This window comes from Rahnella sp. ChDrAdgB13 (assembly GCF_017655185.1).
Classification (GTDB): domain Bacteria; phylum Pseudomonadota; class Gammaproteobacteria; order Enterobacterales; family Enterobacteriaceae; genus Rahnella; species Rahnella contaminans.
This window is the reverse complement of sequence record NZ_JAEMGT010000022.1, coordinates 1-16,022: the sequence shown is the minus strand read 5'-3', so window position 1 is coordinate 16,022 and position 16,022 is coordinate 1. Positions and strand designations below refer to the sequence as shown.

At 52.2% G+C, this 16,022-nt stretch carries 14 protein-coding genes; 10 read left to right on the top strand and 4 right to left on the bottom strand.

The features are described 5' to 3' along the window. Nucleotides 1-37: 37 nt before the first annotated feature. The 3 genes from J8X26_RS07385 to mutH form a co-directional block, all read right to left on the bottom strand. Entirely contained in the window at nucleotides 38-1,078 is a 1,041-nt protein-coding gene (locus tag J8X26_RS07385) for an NADP(H)-dependent aldo-keto reductase (protein ID WP_152325431.1), read from the bottom strand. Nucleotides 1,079-1,248: 170 nt separating this feature from the next. Then, a complete protein-coding gene (locus J8X26_RS07380) occupies nucleotides 1,249-1,467 on the bottom strand; it encodes a YgdI/YgdR family lipoprotein (protein ID WP_165061797.1) in 219 nt (72 codons plus the stop codon). A 127-nt stretch (nucleotides 1,468-1,594) separates the two neighbouring features. Beyond that, the gene (gene mutH, locus J8X26_RS07375; RefSeq protein ID WP_152325432.1) at nucleotides 1,595-2,281 is read right to left on the bottom strand and encodes a DNA mismatch repair endonuclease MutH; all 687 of its coding nucleotides are present in this window, start codon (nucleotides 2,279-2,281) and stop codon (nucleotides 1,595-1,597) included. A gap of 694 nt (nucleotides 2,282-2,975) precedes the next feature. Between mutH and rppH the strand changes: the two genes are divergently transcribed. The 9 genes from rppH (at nucleotide 2,976) to ptrA (ending at nucleotide 12,959) form a co-directional block, all read left to right on the top strand. Next, entirely contained in the window at nucleotides 2,976-3,503 is a 528-nt protein-coding gene (gene rppH, locus J8X26_RS07370; protein ID WP_101079247.1) for an RNA pyrophosphohydrolase, read from the top strand. Between the two features lie 11 nt (nucleotides 3,504-3,514). Further along, on the top strand, nucleotides 3,515-5,761 hold the full coding sequence (ptsP, locus tag J8X26_RS07365) for a phosphoenolpyruvate--protein phosphotransferase (RefSeq protein ID WP_152325433.1): 2,247 nt from the start codon (nucleotides 3,515-3,517) through the stop codon (nucleotides 5,759-5,761). Between the two features lie 182 nt (nucleotides 5,762-5,943). Further along, complete coding sequence (gene lgt / locus J8X26_RS07360) at nucleotides 5,944-6,813, top strand: prolipoprotein diacylglyceryl transferase (RefSeq protein WP_152325434.1); 870 nt, start codon at nucleotides 5,944-5,946, stop codon at nucleotides 6,811-6,813. A 6-nt stretch (nucleotides 6,814-6,819) separates the two neighbouring features. Beyond that, the gene (gene thyA, locus J8X26_RS07355) at nucleotides 6,820-7,614 is read left to right on the top strand and encodes a thymidylate synthase (protein WP_208950553.1); all 795 of its coding nucleotides are present in this window, start codon (nucleotides 6,820-6,822) and stop codon (nucleotides 7,612-7,614) included. A 249-nt stretch (nucleotides 7,615-7,863) separates the two neighbouring features. Further along, a complete protein-coding gene (locus tag J8X26_RS07350) occupies nucleotides 7,864-8,358 on the top strand; it encodes a prepilin peptidase-dependent protein (RefSeq protein WP_280118825.1) in 495 nt (164 codons plus the stop codon). Beyond that, on the top strand, nucleotides 8,349-8,936 hold the full coding sequence (locus J8X26_RS07345) for a prepilin peptidase-dependent protein (RefSeq protein WP_152325437.1): 588 nt from the start codon (nucleotides 8,349-8,351) through the stop codon (nucleotides 8,934-8,936). Before J8X26_RS07350 ends, J8X26_RS07345 begins: the two co-directional genes overlap by 10 nt. Continuing rightward, complete coding sequence (locus J8X26_RS07340) at nucleotides 8,933-9,421, top strand: YgdB family protein (RefSeq protein WP_307803391.1); 489 nt, start codon at nucleotides 8,933-8,935, stop codon at nucleotides 9,419-9,421. Before J8X26_RS07345 ends, J8X26_RS07340 begins: the two co-directional genes overlap by 4 nt. Then, nucleotides 9,414-9,761, top strand: a complete 348-nt coding sequence (locus J8X26_RS07335) for a prepilin-type N-terminal cleavage/methylation domain-containing protein (RefSeq protein WP_165061752.1) — start codon at nucleotides 9,414-9,416, stop codon at nucleotides 9,759-9,761. Before J8X26_RS07340 ends, J8X26_RS07335 begins: the two co-directional genes overlap by 8 nt. Nucleotides 9,762-10,073: 312 nt before the next feature. Continuing rightward, on the top strand, nucleotides 10,074-12,959 hold the full coding sequence (gene ptrA, locus J8X26_RS07330) for a pitrilysin (RefSeq protein ID WP_208950552.1): 2,886 nt from the start codon (nucleotides 10,074-10,076) through the stop codon (nucleotides 12,957-12,959). A 75-nt stretch (nucleotides 12,960-13,034) separates the two neighbouring features. Here ptrA and argA read toward each other — a convergent pair whose 3' ends face one another. Then, entirely contained in the window at nucleotides 13,035-14,360 is a 1,326-nt protein-coding gene (gene argA, locus J8X26_RS07325) for an amino-acid N-acetyltransferase (protein ID WP_152325440.1), read from the bottom strand. Between the two features lie 228 nt (nucleotides 14,361-14,588). Between argA and amiC the strand changes: the two genes are divergently transcribed. Continuing rightward, nucleotides 14,589-15,839, top strand: coding sequence for an N-acetylmuramoyl-L-alanine amidase AmiC (amiC, locus tag J8X26_RS07320; RefSeq protein WP_152325441.1), 1,251 nt, complete (start codon nucleotides 14,589-14,591; stop codon nucleotides 15,837-15,839). Nucleotides 15,840-16,022: the final 183 nt, after the last annotated feature.

Genomic DNA, 16,022 nt, shown 5'->3' with positions numbered 1-16,022 from the left:
TGAGCGCCCTTTTTTAATGGCTGTGATATGGCGTTTGTTACGGCGCCGGAATGGTGAAGCGTTTGTGGATTTCTTCCAGCTCAACCAGAATTTCGCCATCAAGCGTCAGGTCCTGACTGTCGATGTTGATCTTCAGTTGTTCCAGCGTGGTCGCGCCCAGCAGCGTGCTGGCGACAAACGGTTGCTGGCGCACAAAGGCCAGAGCCATCTGCGAAGGATCCAGATTGTGTTTTTTCGCCAGCGCGACATATTCGGCAATCGCCGCTTCTGCCTGCGGTGAAGAGTAACGCGTGAAGCGGCTGAACAGCGTGTTACGCGCACCGGCCGGTTTCGCACCGTTCAGGTATTTGCCGCTCAGCGTACCGAACGCCAGGCTGGAATAGGCGAGCAATTCCACCCCTTCGTGCTGGCTGATTTCTGACAAACCGATTTCAAAGCTGCGGTTCAGCAGGCTGTACGGGTTTTGAATCGAAACGATACGCGGCAGGTCATGCTTTTCGGCAAGTTGCAGATAACGCATCACGCCCCACGGCGTTTCGTTAGAAACACCGATGTAGCGGATTTTACCGGCGCGCACCTGTTCATTCAGAGCTTCAAGCGTTTCCAGTAAAGTCACCGGAGACTGTTCTTCAGTGTACTGATAGCTCAGTTTGCCAAAGAAATTGGTCTGACGCTGCGGCCAGTGCAGCTGATATAAGTCCAGATAATCCGTATTCAGACGTTTCAGGCTGGCATCCAGCGCCGCGCGGATATTTTTGCGATCCAGCATCTGGCCCGGACGGATGGAATTGTCGTTACCGCGCGAAGGACCGGCGACTTTACTCGCCAGAATGATCTTCTCGCGGTTGCCGCGGGCTTTCAGCCAGCTGCCAATATAGCTTTCCGTCAGGCCCTGCGTTTCAGGACGCGGCGGAACGGGATACATTTCTGCGGTATCAATCAGGTTTATGCCCGCCGCAACGGCGTAATCCAGTTGCTGATGGGCGTCGGCTTCGCTGTTCTGTTCACCAAAAGTCATGGTGCCAAGTCCCAGTAAGCTCACTTCTAAAGAACTGTGGGGTATACGGTGATATTGCATTGCCGGTCTTCCTTTCTATCTGAGAATGTCAGCCTAACGAAAAAGCGCCTTTACTGACTATATACAAGGCAGGAACAAGGGGGAAGGGGGCAACTATCCTGCAATAACGCGGGTGGCACGTATGGCTACCCGCGTTATTGCATCAGGCAGGATGGAGTGGGGCGCGGTATTTAGCGTTTCATGACCTGGCTGACGTTATCGTTGTTGATCTGACGCTTATTGCCCTGTTCATCGGTGTAGCTGAGCAGACCGGTGGATTTATCCAGCTCGGGTTTGCCGTCGGTCAGGATCATATTGCCGTCTTTGGTGGAAATCACGTAGTCGCTGGCGCAGCCTGAGAGGCTAAAAACCAGAAGTGCAGCACCGGTCAGCATCAAAGTTTTCTTCATCATCATCGTTGTTATTCCTTTGGTTACGTCGAAGATTTTTCGTTATGGGAAATGATCTACAGTCTAGCGTAGCAAAAGGAATCCAACGTGGCAGAAAAGGTGTGTGAAATTTTATAAATTTCGGTATTCAAAGCAGAAAGTGGCGGGACAGCAGCGCGCCGGTGAAACGCTTCTTAAGATAAAAGCCGCGGGGAAGTGTCAGGATCGGCTGTCCGAACTCGCCGATAGCTTCTGTCAGCGCCTTGCTGTTCGCGGCTTTCGGGCGCAGTTGCAGATATTCTCCGTGACGGGCCGTTATGCTTTCGACTTTACCGAGCACGATTAAATCCATCAGCTCTTCCCAGTCCTGACGCAACTGCTCATCTTCTTCTTGCGACGGTTGCCACAGCAAAGGCGCACCTATATGCCGTTCTGCCAGCGGGATCTGACGTTCGCCTTCTACAGGGATCCACAGCACACGGGCCAGTTTGTGCCGCACATGACTGCTTTCCCACGTCACGCCGCTGTTTCCGGTTAACGGGGCGACGCACACGAAAGTGGTTTCCAGCGGTTTCCCCCTGGAATCGACCGGGATCGTTTTCAGCTCAATGCCAATGTCGGCAAAATCCTGCTCGGGTTTACTGCCCGCGATGGCACCGAGATACACTTCCAGCAACATGCCGACCCAGCCTTTTTCACGTTTAAGATTCGCCGGGATTGGCAAACCTGCGCGTGTGGCCAGTTCGCCTAATGTATGACCCGCAAGAGATTGCGCGCGTTGCAGCAGTGCGTTTTCGTCACGGGGCGGTTGTGTTGCAGGTAAAGGAATCGACATAAAAAACAATGCTCTTCAATAGATTAAATTTCGTACTGCTTTCATCCCGCACGGTGAATAAAAAGTTATACCTGCGCGGCGGCGGAATAATAGCATGATTTATCTTAGTTTTTTTTCCGCATTCCGGCGGATTTTGCAGGCTAAAGATTAGGTTGATCACCTGTTGAAGGCGACAATAAACAGGATCTTCCACCTAGTTATCCACAGATTTCTTGGATAACCTCAGGTTTATCCGATCACTGGTTCGATTTACAGGCTTGACGTATGGGGTTTCATCCAATTATTGCTCAGGTAACGTCAACTTTTAGTCGATCGCTGTGGATAAAAACGTCATTGGTCGATCTTTCGCCAGAACACTTTCCAATGTGATTTGGTTCTCATTTTTGAACGTGGGATAACGTGTTTATTGGTTATCAATACCATGTTTTGTAAGTGTTTTATGGGGTTTCATTTTTCGCGGGCAAATAAGTTCAGGAGAGTTTTACCCCGCTTACTCTTAAGTTCTTCACATATCTATCCACAGAAAAAGTGAATAAAATCTCGGATGTTTTCCCAAATCTGTTTATAACTTTGGTTATAACTGTGAGTTATCCCATTTTTATTCATGCCGATCGGCGTTAACCAGTGGTTTACCGCCTGTTGGTAGTATGAAACAATCAGAACATCTATGATTTTAAGCTATTGAGGTAGTCCGGTGATCGATGATGATGGCTACCGCCCGAATGTTGGTATCGTAATCTGTGACAAGCAGGGTCAGGTGTTATGGGCCAGACGATACGGTCAGCACTCCTGGCAGTTTCCACAGGGGGGTATAAACCCCGGTGAAACCGCTGAGCAGGCCATGTACCGCGAGCTGTTTGAGGAAGTGGGGCTTGGCCGTAAAGATGTACGTATTCTGGCTTCGACCCGTAACTGGTTACGTTATAAATTGCCAAAACGTTTGGTGCGTTGGGACACAAAGCCGGTTTGTATCGGCCAAAAGCAAAAATGGTTCTTGCTGCAACTGATGTGCAACGATGCGGATATCAATATGCAGCGCAGCAGCACGCCTGAATTTGATGGCTGGCGTTGGGTGAGTTTCTGGTATCCGGTTCGTCAGGTCGTGTCATTCAAACGTGATGTCTACCGTCGTGTAATGAAGGAGTTTTCCACCACCATCATGCCGATGCAGGAAGTCTCTCTTCCAAAGACATCACCCGCTTATCGTCGTAAAAGAGGCTAAGTCACGAAGAAATGCTCACGCGTTTGCGAGAAATTGTTGAAAAGGTAGCAATGGCGTCCAGCCTGAATGATGCGCTGGACGTACTGGTCAACGAAACCTGCCTGGCGATGGACACTGAAGTGTGTTCCGTCTATCTCGCTGACAATGACCGCCGTTGTTACTATCTGATGGCGACGCGAGGTTTGAAAAAGCCTCGCGGGCGCACTATTACCCTGGCGTTTGATCAGGGCATCGTGGGTCTGGTCGGGCGTCTGGCTGAACCCATCAACCTTGCCGACGCGCAGAGCCACCCGAGTTTCAAATATATCCCTGCCGTCAAAGAAGATCTTTTCCGATCCTTCTTAGGCGTGCCGATCATTCACCGTCGTCAGCTGCTGGGCGTGCTGGTTATTCAGCAGCGCGAGCATCGCCAGTTTGATGAAAGTGAAGAGTCCTTTATGGTCACGCTGGCAACGCAGCTGGCGGCAATCCTTTCCCAGGCACAGCTTAATGTGCTTTACGGACGTTTCCGTCAGACCCGCGTGCGGGCACTGGCCGCATCGCCCGGTGTGGCGATTGGGATCGGCTGGCAGGACAGCTCGCAACCTTCGCTTGAGCATGTCTACATGGCGTCCACGCTGGACACCGTTCGTGAACGCGAGCGGCTGACCCGCGCACTGGAAGATGCCGGTGCAGAATTTCGCCGTTTCAGTAAACGCTTCACGGCCAGCGCGCAGAAAGAAAGCGCGGCGATTTTCGACCTCTATTCCCATTTACTCAATGATGCGCGCCTCAAGCGCGAGCTTTTTGCGCAGATTGATCAGGGCGCAGTGGCGGAATGGGCGGTCAAAAAGGTTGTTGAAGAATTTGCGGCTCAGTTTGCCAGCCTCCAGGATACCTATCTGCGTGAGCGCGGCAGCGATTTACGCGCACTCGGCCAGCGGCTGGTGTTTCATCTCGACGATACCATCCAGGGCAATACTCAGTGGCCGGAACGTTTCATTCTGGTCGCTGATGAACTGACCGCGACATTGCTGGCGGAAGTTCCGCAAGACCGGCTGGCGGGCGTCGTCGTCCGCGACGGTGCAGCGAATTCCCATGCCGCAATTTTAGTCCGTGCGATGGGCGTCCCGACCATTATGGGCGCGGATATTCAGCCCGCGCTGCTGAGCCAGCGTCAGCTGATTGTTGATGGTTACCGTGGCGAATTGCTGATTGACCCGGAAGCCGTTCTGGTGACGGAATACAAACGTCTCATCAGCGAAGAAATGGAGCTGAGCCAGAAAGCCGAAGATGATGTTGAGCAACCGGCTGCGCTGAAGAGCGGCGAGCGGGTACAGGTTATGCTCAACGCCGGGCTTAGCGCTGACCACGAAAAGTTGTTTGGCAGCCGCGTCGACGGTGTCGGGTTATACCGCACGGAAATTCCGTTCATGCTGCAAAGCGGCTTCCCTTCGGAAGAAGAACAGGTCGCGCAGTATCAGGGCATGCTGCAATTATTCCCGCAAAAGTCGGTGACGCTGCGCACGCTGGATATCGGCTCTGACAAACAGCTGCCGTATATGCCGATCAGCGAAGAAAACCCGTGTCTGGGCTGGCGTGGAATTCGTATCACGCTCGATCAGCCCGAGATTTTCCTGATTCAGGTTCGCGCCATGCTGCGCGCCAACGCGGCGACCGGCAATCTTGGCATTTTACTGCCGATGGTCACCAGCCTCGAAGAGATTGATGAAGCGCGACGCCTGATTGATCGTGCCGGACGTGAAGTGGAAGAACAGTTGGGTTATGAGCTGCCGCCGACGCGTCTGGGTGTCATGATTGAAGTGCCTTCGATGATCTTCATGCTCCCGGCTCTGGCCGGAAGAGTGGAGTTTATCTCCGTGGGCACCAACGATTTAACGCAATATCTGCTGGCCGTCGATCGTAACAATACCCGCGTCGCCGGGCTTTACGATAGCCTGCATCCGGCGATGTTGCGTGTGCTTAAGCAGATTGTCACCAGCGCAGAAGCCGCCGGGCTGGATGTCAGTTTGTGCGGTGAAATGGCCGGTGACCCGATGGGCGCGCTGTTGCTGACCGGCATGGGGTTCCGCAATCTCAGCATGAACGGCCGCAGCGTGGCGCGTATAAAATATCTGCTCCGCCGTATTGAATTACACGATGCCGAAGAGCTGGCCAGCCGCGTTTTACAGGCGCATTTCACCACGGATGTCCGCCATATGACGGCAGCATTTATGGAGCGACGCGGGCTGGGCGGCCTGATCCGCGGCGGCAAATAAACACCCTTCGCGGTACGCGGTACCGCGTGACTTCTGCTGTGGCCGCATTCCGGCGAACGATGAGATGATTTTTTACAGAACTTTTCCAGCGGCTTAGCCCCGGAAAACCTCCCGGCTATGCTACTATTCGCTCCCTGCTGGCCCTTAACCGGGCGATAATGATAAACAATTTGTGGTGATAGATGAGCAACAGCTATCTGGCGTTTCCCCAGTTTGACCCGGTGATTTTCTCCATCGGGCCGGTATCTCTTCACTGGTACGGACTGATGTATCTGGTCGGTTTTGTCTTCGCAATGTGGCTGGCTGTACGCCGTGCCAACAAGCCAGGCAGCGGCTGGAAAAAAGAAGAAGTAGAGAATTTACTCTATGCCGGTTTCCTCGGTGTCTTCCTCGGTGGCCGTATCGGTTATGTCTTCTTCTATAACCTGCCACTGTTCCTCGATAATCCTCTTTATCTCTTCAAAGTGTGGGACGGCGGTATGTCCTTCCACGGCGGCCTGATTGGTGTGATCGTCGTGATGCTGATTTTCGCACGCCGTACCAAGCGTAATTTCTTCCAGGTTTCCGATTTCATTGCTCCGCTGATCCCGTTTGGCCTGGGTGCAGGACGTCTCGGCAACTTCATTAACGGCGAGCTTTGGGGTCGTGTGACCACCGATGTGCCTTGGGCGATGTTGTTCCCCGGCTCACGTCAGGAAGATATCGCGATTGCCGCCGCTGACCCGAAATGGCAGCCGCTGCTGAACCAGTACGGTGTACTGCCGCGCCATCCTTCGCAGCTGTATGAACTGCTGCTGGAAGGCATCGTATTGTTCATCATTCTGAACGTCTTTATTCGCAAATCACGCCCGATGGGTGCGGTATCAGGCTTATTCCTGATTGGCTACGGCTTATTCCGCATCATCGTCGAACATTTCCGCCAGCCGGATGCGCAACTGGGCCTGTTCGATGGGATCATCAGTATGGGGCAGGTTCTGTCCATCCCGATGGTGGTCATTGGCCTGATTATGATGGTCTGGGCATATCGCCGTCCGCAGAAACAATTGTCGTGAGGTAACATGAAACAGTATCTGGATTTAATGCAGAAAGTGCTCGATGAGGGCACCCCTAAAGCCGACCGTACCGGTACTGGCACGTTGTCGATTTTTGGTCATCAGATGCGTTTCAATTTGCAGGAAGGCTTTCCGCTGGTCACCACGAAAAAATGCCATCTGCGCTCCATCATTCATGAACTTCTGTGGTTCCTGAAAGGCGAAACCAATATCGCCTATCTGCGTGAAAACAACGTCAGCATCTGGGACGAGTGGGCAGATGAAAACGGCGACCTCGGCCCAGTGTACGGCAAACAGTGGCGTGCATGGGGTGCGGCTGATGGCACGCAAATTGACCAGTTGTCCAATGTGATTAAGCAACTGAAACAGAATCCTAATTCCCGCCGTATCATTGTTTCGGCCTGGAACGTGGGTGAGCTGGATCAGATGACGCTGGCACCGTGCCACGCCTTCTTCCAGTTCTATGTGGCGGACGGAAAATTGTCCTGTCAGTTGTATCAGCGCTCATGCGATATCTTCCTCGGCCTGCCGTTCAATATCGCCAGCTATGCATTGCTGGTCCACATGATGGCGCAACAATGCGACCTCGCGGTGGGCGATTTTGTCTGGACCGGTGGCGATACTCACCTTTACAGCAACCACATGGAACAGACGCATTTGCAACTGAGCCGTGAGCCACGCGCGTTGCCTAAACTGATTATCAAGCGCAAACCAGCCTCCCTGTTTGATTACAACTTCGAAGATTTCGAGATTGAAGGGTACGATCCGCACCCGGCAATCAAAGCGCCCGTCGCTGTCTGATCCTTCGCTGTTTGCCGCCTGCCACTCTGGTCAGGCGGCCATTTCCGTTAACACCTTTCTCCCTGCTGCCGTACGTTTTACACCTTTTCCTGACAATTTTTGTTGTGACTTCTAATTTCATTTCATCCCTGCGAGGCATCGCACAACGATTTTGCTGCGTGCCCTTTATTGCACATATTGTTCCCGAGGCGTGCTGGGAAAATGCGTTTTGCCTGTAGCGGATAAAATTTAAATGCCTAACCTGACCCCATGAAAACAACGCAACGGACGGGAGAACAGGGAATGTCGCTGATAGAAATGATGGTCGTGGTTGTCATCGTAGCGATGTGCGCGCTGTGGGGAATGCACAGCTGGCGCGGTTATCAGCAGGCGCTGAAGCTTGAGCAGCATGCTCAGCGGCTGCGCCTGTATCTTTATGGCGTTCAGACCGGTGCCAACAACTACAACCGTTCCGCGATACTGTGGGTGATGAGTGGAAAGGGCGGTTGCGTGGGAACCGGGCAGCGCGCGGCGGATTGTAAGGCGGCTGGTAGTAAGGTGTTTACGGTTGATGATCCTGAAATTGAATTGCTCGATTTTTCTGACAACGCGACCGGTTTTTACGGATTGCGAAATTCGGCCATGCCGGGACATCTCACACTGAAAAATGCGGCAGGCAGCCTGCGGATTGTCCTTTCTGCTCGGGGAAGATTGCGGATATGCAGTGAGAATCAGCCGTTACTTGGGATAGCGTCATGCCAGTAATCCCGCGCAATAACTTCGGGTTCACGCTGCCGGAAGTGATGATGGCGATGGGATTGGGAAGCATGCTGATGCTCAGTGCCGCGCAAATTTACCCGATGATGCGCCAGAGAAGCCAGAGCCTTGGCCGACATTATCAGCTGGATCAGCTTCTGCGTCAGACGGCATTTACGATGGAGAAAGATCTCCGACGAGCTGGTTTTTGTAATGGCATTTGTGAAGGAAAGCCCGTCATTATCGGCAATGCTGACGGAGAAGCGGCGGGCTCCTGCGTCATTGCCATTTACGACCTGAACCGCAACGGAAAATGGGAAAACCCCGGCACCGCTGAATCTGAATATTTTGGCTATCGCCTGCGTCAAGGAGGCATTGAAATCCAGCGCGGAGCCTCCGGTTGCAGCGGTTCCGGCTGGGAAAAATTACTCGATCCTGCCGAAGTCAGCGTGACAAGGTTTAACATCACAGAACAAACCAGTAGTTCTGGCGGCCATTTGTTTACTTTACAACTTGAGGCCCGGTGGAGGCGAAATCCTTTTATCCATCAGCAGGTCGGCGCGCTGGTTGCGGGGCATAACTTGTGAAGACTGTTGTGAATTTTACCGGTGCGGAACGCCAGCGCGGCAGCGCCCTTATATTGAGCGTTATGGTGATGATGGGGCTGGGGCTTATTGCCCTTAACTCATTACAGCAGCAACTTTCGGCTGGCCTGGCGCTGACTTCCAGCCAGCACCGGTTCGTTATTGCCTGGGAAAATGCTTCAACGGTGCTGGCCTGGGGAGTTCAGCAAACCTGGAAGGCTTCTACCGGTTCAGACTGGCAATGCCAGGATGTGGCCGCAGGTTTGCTGATTTCAGGAAAAGGCCGGGTCTGTGTGCGCCCGTCACTGCGCCCGGATCTATTTCTGCTGCGCGGGGAAGGGCAAATGGCCGAAGGCGGTGAGCCTGTCATGCAATTTCAGCAAGCCAGTGGAAAAAACAAGGCTGACGGCACTCTGGTTTTTATCCCTCTGAAACAAGGCTGGCTGGATTTCTGCCCTGAAACTAATGAGCTGATTTGTAATGGTTAATGCATCCGGAAAAGAAGATATCTCACAGCAGGGTTTTAGCTTGCCGGAAGCATTGATAGCCGCACTGTTGCTGTCGGTGTCTGTTTTAGGGCTGCTAAATTATTACCAGTCACTGACCTATGGTTTTATGCGTCAGTGGCAGGTGCAACAGGCGTGGTCAGAGGCTCATTCGCAGCTGGAAGCTTATGCGGCAACCGGGCAGAGCCACGAAACTGTCATGAAAGGCTGGGAATATCAACTGTCGGGGATTTCTTTCGGGCAATCATGCCAGCGGGTCAATATTGTTATCCGGTCACCTGCAAAATATCAGGCAATTTTGCAGCGTCTGATCTGCAAATAGGATGGCTAAATGGCAGCAGAACGGGTTCAGAATAAGTCGGGAAAATACCCTCAAGCCGCTTGCAATGACGGGCTAACAGCTTAGAGTGGTTTAACAGGGTGATTTTCCCCTGGAGGAAACGTCCGGTTCGGGAACAAAATGTGACGGAGCTCCTGACTGCTCATCCCGGTTCGATTTTTTTGACAACTATCCTGCGTCTGCGGGGTCTGAACAGTCCTGATAGCAGAAAACAGCAGGTTGAGATCCATCAGTTGTTGAACTGTTTATTTTTAGTGCCCGCGGGCATATTTACTCGATTGAGGGAGAGTGGCAATGTTGAAACAGGTTACCCGAATTTCCGGGTTACTGTTGTTATTGACCTTTTGGGCCCCTGGAGTCGCAAGCGCCGCCAACTGGCAGCCTTATGCACAAGCTATTAATAAAAGTCAGAACGACCCCCGTCTGTATCAGGCGATCAAGCTTGATAATGATATGACGGTATTGCTGGTTTCTGACCCTCAGGCGCCCAAGTCACTTGCTGCGCTGGCTATTCCCGTGGGTTCGCTGGAAGACCCTGATTCCCAGCTTGGCCTTGCCCATTACACCGAACACATGCTTCTGATGGGATCGAAAAAGTATCCTCAGCCTGAAAGCCTCTCCGAGTTCCTTAAAAAACATGGCGGCAGCCATAACGGCAGCACCGCTTCTTACCGTACGGCCTTTTATCTGGAAGTTGAAAATGATGCTTTGCCTGAAGCCGTGGATCGCCTTTCGGACGCCATCGGTGAGCCATTGCTGGACCCGGCTAACGGTGACCGTGAGCGTAATGCGGTAAATGCCGAACTGACCATGGCGCGTTCGCGTGACGGGATGCGTATGGCGCAGGTTCGGGCCGAAACGTTAAACCCTGAACACCCGGCGGCCCGTTATTCCGGTGGTAATCTCGATACGTTAAAAGATAAACCGGGTAGCAAACTTCACGATCAGCTCACCGCGTTCTATCACCGCTATTATTCTGCCAATCTGCTGGTAGGAGTTATCTACAGCAATAAACCGTTGCCAGAGCTGGCAGATTTGGCTGCCAATACTTTCGGAAAGATCACTAACCATCATGCCGTTGTGCCGCCGATTACCGTACCGACGGTGACGACAGAGCAAAAAGGTGAATTCATCCATTTTGTTCCCGCGCAGCCACGCAAAGAATTGCGTATTGAATTTGCCATCGACAATAACAGCGCAGATTTTCGCAGTAAAACAGATACCTATATCAGCTATCTGATTGGTAACCGCAGCCCGAATACGCTGTCAGACTGGTTGCAAAAACAAGGTTATGCAGACGGGATCAGCGCCGGAGCAGACCCGATGGTTAACCGGAATATGGGGGTATTTAATATCTCTGTTTCCCTGACGGATAAAGGTCTTGCCCGGCGCGACACAGTGATCGCCGCGATTTTCAGTTATCTCAACGAAATGCGGACACAGGGTATTAAGAAGTCTTATTTCGACGAAATCGCTCACGTCATGGCGCTTGATTTCCGGTATCCCGCGTTAACCCGAGATATGGATTATGTGGAGTGGCTGGTGGATACCATGCTCCGTGTTCCGGTTGAACATGTGCTCGATTCGCCGTATCTGACCGATCAGTACGATCCCAAAGCAATCGCATCACGTCTGGATGAAATGACGCCGCAAAATGCGCGCTACTGGATCATCAGCCCGAATGAGCCGCACAACAAAATGGCTTACTTTATGGAGGCACCTTACGAAGTCGATAAAGTGCCGCCGCAAACTTTTGAAAAATGGAAAACGCTGGCGCAGGGCATCACGTTGTCGCTGCCAGCGCTGAATCCCTATATTCCCGATTCTCTGGCGCTGGTGACGAAAGACTCGACGGCGGCCAAACCTGAGTTGCTGGTGGAAGATAAAGGGCTGCGTGTCTTCTATATGCCGAGCAGGTACTTCGCCGATGAACCGAAAGCCAATGTCACGGTGTCTTTCCGTAATGAAGAGGCACTGAGTTCGGCAAAAAATCAGGTGTTGTACGGCCTGACGGATTATCTGACCGGTGTCGCGTTTGATCAGCTGAGCTATCAGGCGTCCATCGGCGGCATTACGTTCGGGACGTCTCCGGATAATGGCCTGCAATTTACCGCCACCGGCTTTACTGAATGTCTGCCTGATTTGCTGGCGGCATTAGTGGATAACTATCCGAACTTTAAGCCGACGCAGGAACAGCTGGATCAGGCGAAATCCTGGTATCTGGAACGCCTATCTTCAGCCGATAAAGGCAAAGCTTTCGAACTGGCGTTACAGCCGATCCAACTGCTTTCCCGTGTGCCGTATACCGAACGCGCCGAGCGTGAAAAGTTAGTCGCGCAGATTACGCTTGATGACGTGAATAATTACCGTGAACAGCTGATTCACCACGCCGCCGTCGAAGTGATGGTGGTGGGGAATATGACCGCCGATCAGGTCAGGGCGCTGTCACAGCAGATTATGCAAAAGCTGGGCGCGCACGGGACCGAATGGTGGCGCGGAAAGCAGGCCGAAGTGTCTGAGCCGATGAAAGCCAATATCCAGCGTACCGGCACCAGTACAGATTCTGCATTGGCGGCGGTGTATGTGCCACGCGGTTATGACGAAGTTCAGAGTATGGGCTACAGTGCGCTGCTGGGTCAGATTATTCAGCCGTGGTTCTACAGCCAGCTGCGTACGCAGGAACAGCTGGGATACGCGGTATTTGCCTTCCCGATCCCGGTGGGTAAACAATGGGGTATCGGCTTCCTGCTGCAAAGTAACAGCAAACAACCTGACTATCTCTATCAGCGCTATCTGGCATTTTATCCGCAGGCTGAAAAGCGTTTGCGGGAAATGAAAGATGATGAATTCCTGCAATATAAGCAGGGACTGGTGAATGAGATGCAGCAACGTCCGCAAACGCTGGATGAAGAAGCCGATCGTCTGGGCAATGACTTCAGCCGTGGAAATGCTCAGTTTGATACCCGGGCTAATGTGATCCGTGTGATTGCCGGATTGACGCAGACTCAGCTGGCTGACTATTTCCATCAGGCTGTAATTGCGCAAGATGGTCTGGCGATGCTGTCTCAGGTTTCCGGCAACGACAGTAAAACGCCGCAGTATGCTGCGCCGGAAGGCTTCAAAACCTGGCCGGATACGTCAACCTTGCAGCAGGCTCTGAAATCGCAGACCAGCAAATAGAACTTCCAGACTTCAGTAAAAGCAAAAGGACGCGAAAGCGTCCTTTTTTATGCTCAGAATAATGGGTTCTGATTTTCAGAGATCTGAAATCAGGATCTTAGACCTGCGCTGGTAGTTGTACATTTCCTGTTTCTGAATCGGCAGGACGTCAACTTCCGCAGGTTTGAAACCACGCTCCTGGAACCAGTGAATACTGCGGGTCGTCAGAACAAATAACCGGTTCAGACCCATTTGCTTGGCCTGGCTGGCGACGCGTTGCAGCAGCATTTCACCGCGTGAAGAACTGCGGTAATCGGGATGAACCGCCACGCAGGCCATTTCGCCAATTCCTTCATCGTGGAACGGGTAAAGCGCGGCGCAGGCAATGGTCAGGTTATCGCGTTCGATAATGGTGAATTTATCAATTTCCATTTCGAGCTGCTCGCGTGAGCGGCGAACCAGAATGCCTTGTTGCTCCAGCGGGCGGATCAGTTCAAGGATACCGCCGATATCGTTGATGGTGGCGCGGCGAACCTGCTCGGCGCTTTCCATAACGATTTGCGTACCAATACCGTCACGCGAGAAGAGTTCCTGAACCAGCGCGCCGTCTTCCTGATAACTGATCAGGTGGCTGCGACGAACGCCGCTGCGGCAGGCTTTCACCGCGCCACGCAGGAACCGGACGGTGCCGGAAAGATAATCTCCACCCGATTCCATCAGGTCGATACGTTCCTGCGCTTCGTTAGGGAACAACTCAGAGATAATATTCCCTTCATCGTTGATGACGCCCTGAGAAGAACAGAAGCCGATCATTTTCTCGGCTTTCAGTTTGATTGCCAGCTGTGTCGCGACTTCTTCTGACGTCAGATTGAAGCTTTCGCCCGTGACGGAAACTGCTACCGGGCCGAGCAGCACAATAGCGTTACTGTCGAGCTGGCGATGAATCGCTTCTTCATCAATACGGCGGATACGGCCACTGTGGCAGTAATCGATACCGTCATCGACGCCCAGCGGCTGAGCAATGATAAAGTTCCCGCTGACCACGTTAATATGCGCGCCCTGCAGTGGCGTATTATTCAGACTCATGGAAAGCCGCGCGGTGATATCAAGCTGCAACAAACCCGCTGCCTGCTTCACCAGTTCGAGGGCCCGGGCGTCGGTCACGCGGATGTTTTTGTGATAAATCGGCTCGTAATTGTGCTCAGAAAGGTTCTCATCAATCTGCGGGCGTGCACCATAAACCACCACCAGACGAATGCCTAAACTGTGTAACAGCCCGATATCATTGACAATATTGCTAAAATTCTCATGTTCTATGGCTTCCCCACCGAGCATGACCACGAACGTTTTGCCACGGTGCGCATTAATATAGGGAACTGTGTGGCGAAATCCCTGAACCAGTTCTGTACTACGTTCCTTCACGGCAAAACCTCGTATGAATTTTTATTCGTAATTTTTGTATTTTTATTCTTTTGTCGGCGTGTGGCAAGTAAGAAATCGTTGTTTTTGTTTTAACACCCATTACAAACCTACAACAAATTGATTAATCGAATAAATGTTTAGGAATGACATGCAGGATACGATTCGTTAGAATCCATAAACTGAGTTTTTAATCAGCAATTTCTTACTTTTAGATACTTTTGAGACTGCATGACTGACGATAACCACAATCCCGGACGACGACGACTTCTTCAAACTGTAGCGGCTTCCTGGATGCTGAGTGTGAGCAAAGTGGGGTTCGCTGCCAGCTCACAGGTTATTGCAGTACGCATCTGGCCTTCTTCCACGTACACCCGTATTACGCTCGAATCCAGTACGCCACTAAAATATAAGCAATTTCTGCTGAGCGACCCGCCGCGTGTGGTCGTCGATATTGAAGGTGTTCACCTCAACAGCGTTCTGAAAGGGCTGGGAGAAAAAGTCCAGCAAAGTGACCCTTATATCCGCCAGGCGCGGGTGGGGCAGTTTGATACCAAAACGGTGCGCATGGTGCTTGAACTCAAGCGGGCCATCAATCCTCATGTGTTTACTCTCAGGCCGGTCGCCGAATTCCACAACCGTCTGGTCGTCGATTTGTATCCGGAAGACGGTGCCGTGAGTGCGGAAGATGATCCGCTGCTGGCATTACTGGAAGATTACAATCGCGGCGATGTGGCGAGAACGCTGCCGCCTGAAACGGCCAAAGACGGTCAGGCCGGCCGAAGCAGGCCGCTGGTCATTATGCTGGATCCGGGGCACGGTGGTGAAGATCCGGGTGCGATTGGTAAATACAAAACGCGTGAAAAGGATGTGGTTTTGCAAATCGCGCGCCGTCTGCAAAAACTGATTACGCGTGAACCTAATATGAAAGCGCATATGACCCGCAATGAAGATGTCTTTATTCCGCTGAAGGTCAGGGTGGCGAAAGCGCGAAAATTGCGGGCAGACCTGTTTATTTCTATTCATGCCGATGCGTTTACAAACCGCGCTGCAAAAGGCTCGTCCGTTTTTGCCTTATCGACCAAAGGCGCCACCAGTTCTGCTGCACGTTTTCTGGCGCAAACCCAGAATGAATCTGACCTGATTGGCGGCGTCAGCAAAAGCGGCGATCGTTATCTGGATCATACGATGTTCGATCTAGTTCAGACGGCAACCATCGGCGACAGCCTAAAATTTGGCAAAGAAGTGCTGACGCGCATGGGGAAGATTAATCATCTGCACAAAAACAAAGTCGATCAGGCCGGTTTTGCCGTGCTGAAAGCGCCGGACATTCCGTCCATTCTGGTGGAGACGGCTTTCATCAGTAATATCAACGAAGAGAAAAAATTGAGGACTGCCCATTTTCAGCAGCAGGTCGCGGAATCGATTATGGCAGGAATTAAGGTTTGGTTTTCAGAAGGCGGGGCGGCAAGGGCGAAATAAGCAGGGGAATGGTGGAAAATATGAAGCCGTTCCGGGCTGTACCCGAAATTTGGATACAAAAAAACACCCCTTAAGGTGCTGGTTGTTTAATGCAATTCATTGTTTAAGTAGTTGGTTGCGGGGGCCGGATTTGAACCGACGACCTTCGGGTTATGAGCCCGACGAGCTACCAGGCTGCTCCAC

Bases quoted from the DNA above. Each gene is read 5' to 3' on its own strand.
- J8X26_RS07385 (WP_152325431.1), bottom strand. From the start codon at position 1,078: ATGCAATATCACCGTATACCCCACAGTTCTTTAGAAGTGAGCTTACTG.
- ptsP (WP_152325433.1), top strand. From the start codon at position 3,515: ATGCTCACGCGTTTGCGAGAAATTGTTGAAAAGGTAGCAATGGCGTCC.
- J8X26_RS07350 (WP_280118825.1), top strand. From the start codon at position 7,864: ATGAAAACAACGCAACGGACGGGAGAACAGGGAATGTCGCTGATAGAA.
- thyA (WP_208950553.1), top strand. From the start codon at position 6,820: ATGAAACAGTATCTGGATTTAATGCAGAAAGTGCTCGATGAGGGCACC.
- ptrA (WP_208950552.1), top strand. From the start codon at position 10,074: ATGTTGAAACAGGTTACCCGAATTTCCGGGTTACTGTTGTTATTGACC.
- J8X26_RS07345 (WP_152325437.1), top strand. From the start codon at position 8,349: ATGCCAGTAATCCCGCGCAATAACTTCGGGTTCACGCTGCCGGAAGTG.
- J8X26_RS07380 (WP_165061797.1), bottom strand. From the start codon at position 1,467: ATGAAGAAAACTTTGATGCTGACCGGTGCTGCACTTCTGGTTTTTAGC.
- lgt (WP_152325434.1), top strand. From the start codon at position 5,944: ATGAGCAACAGCTATCTGGCGTTTCCCCAGTTTGACCCGGTGATTTTC.
- amiC (WP_152325441.1), top strand. From the start codon at position 14,589: ATGACTGACGATAACCACAATCCCGGACGACGACGACTTCTTCAAACT.
- mutH (WP_152325432.1), bottom strand. From the start codon at position 2,281: ATGTCGATTCCTTTACCTGCAACACAACCGCCCCGTGACGAAAACGCA.
- J8X26_RS07335 (WP_165061752.1), top strand. From the start codon at position 9,414: ATGGTTAATGCATCCGGAAAAGAAGATATCTCACAGCAGGGTTTTAGC.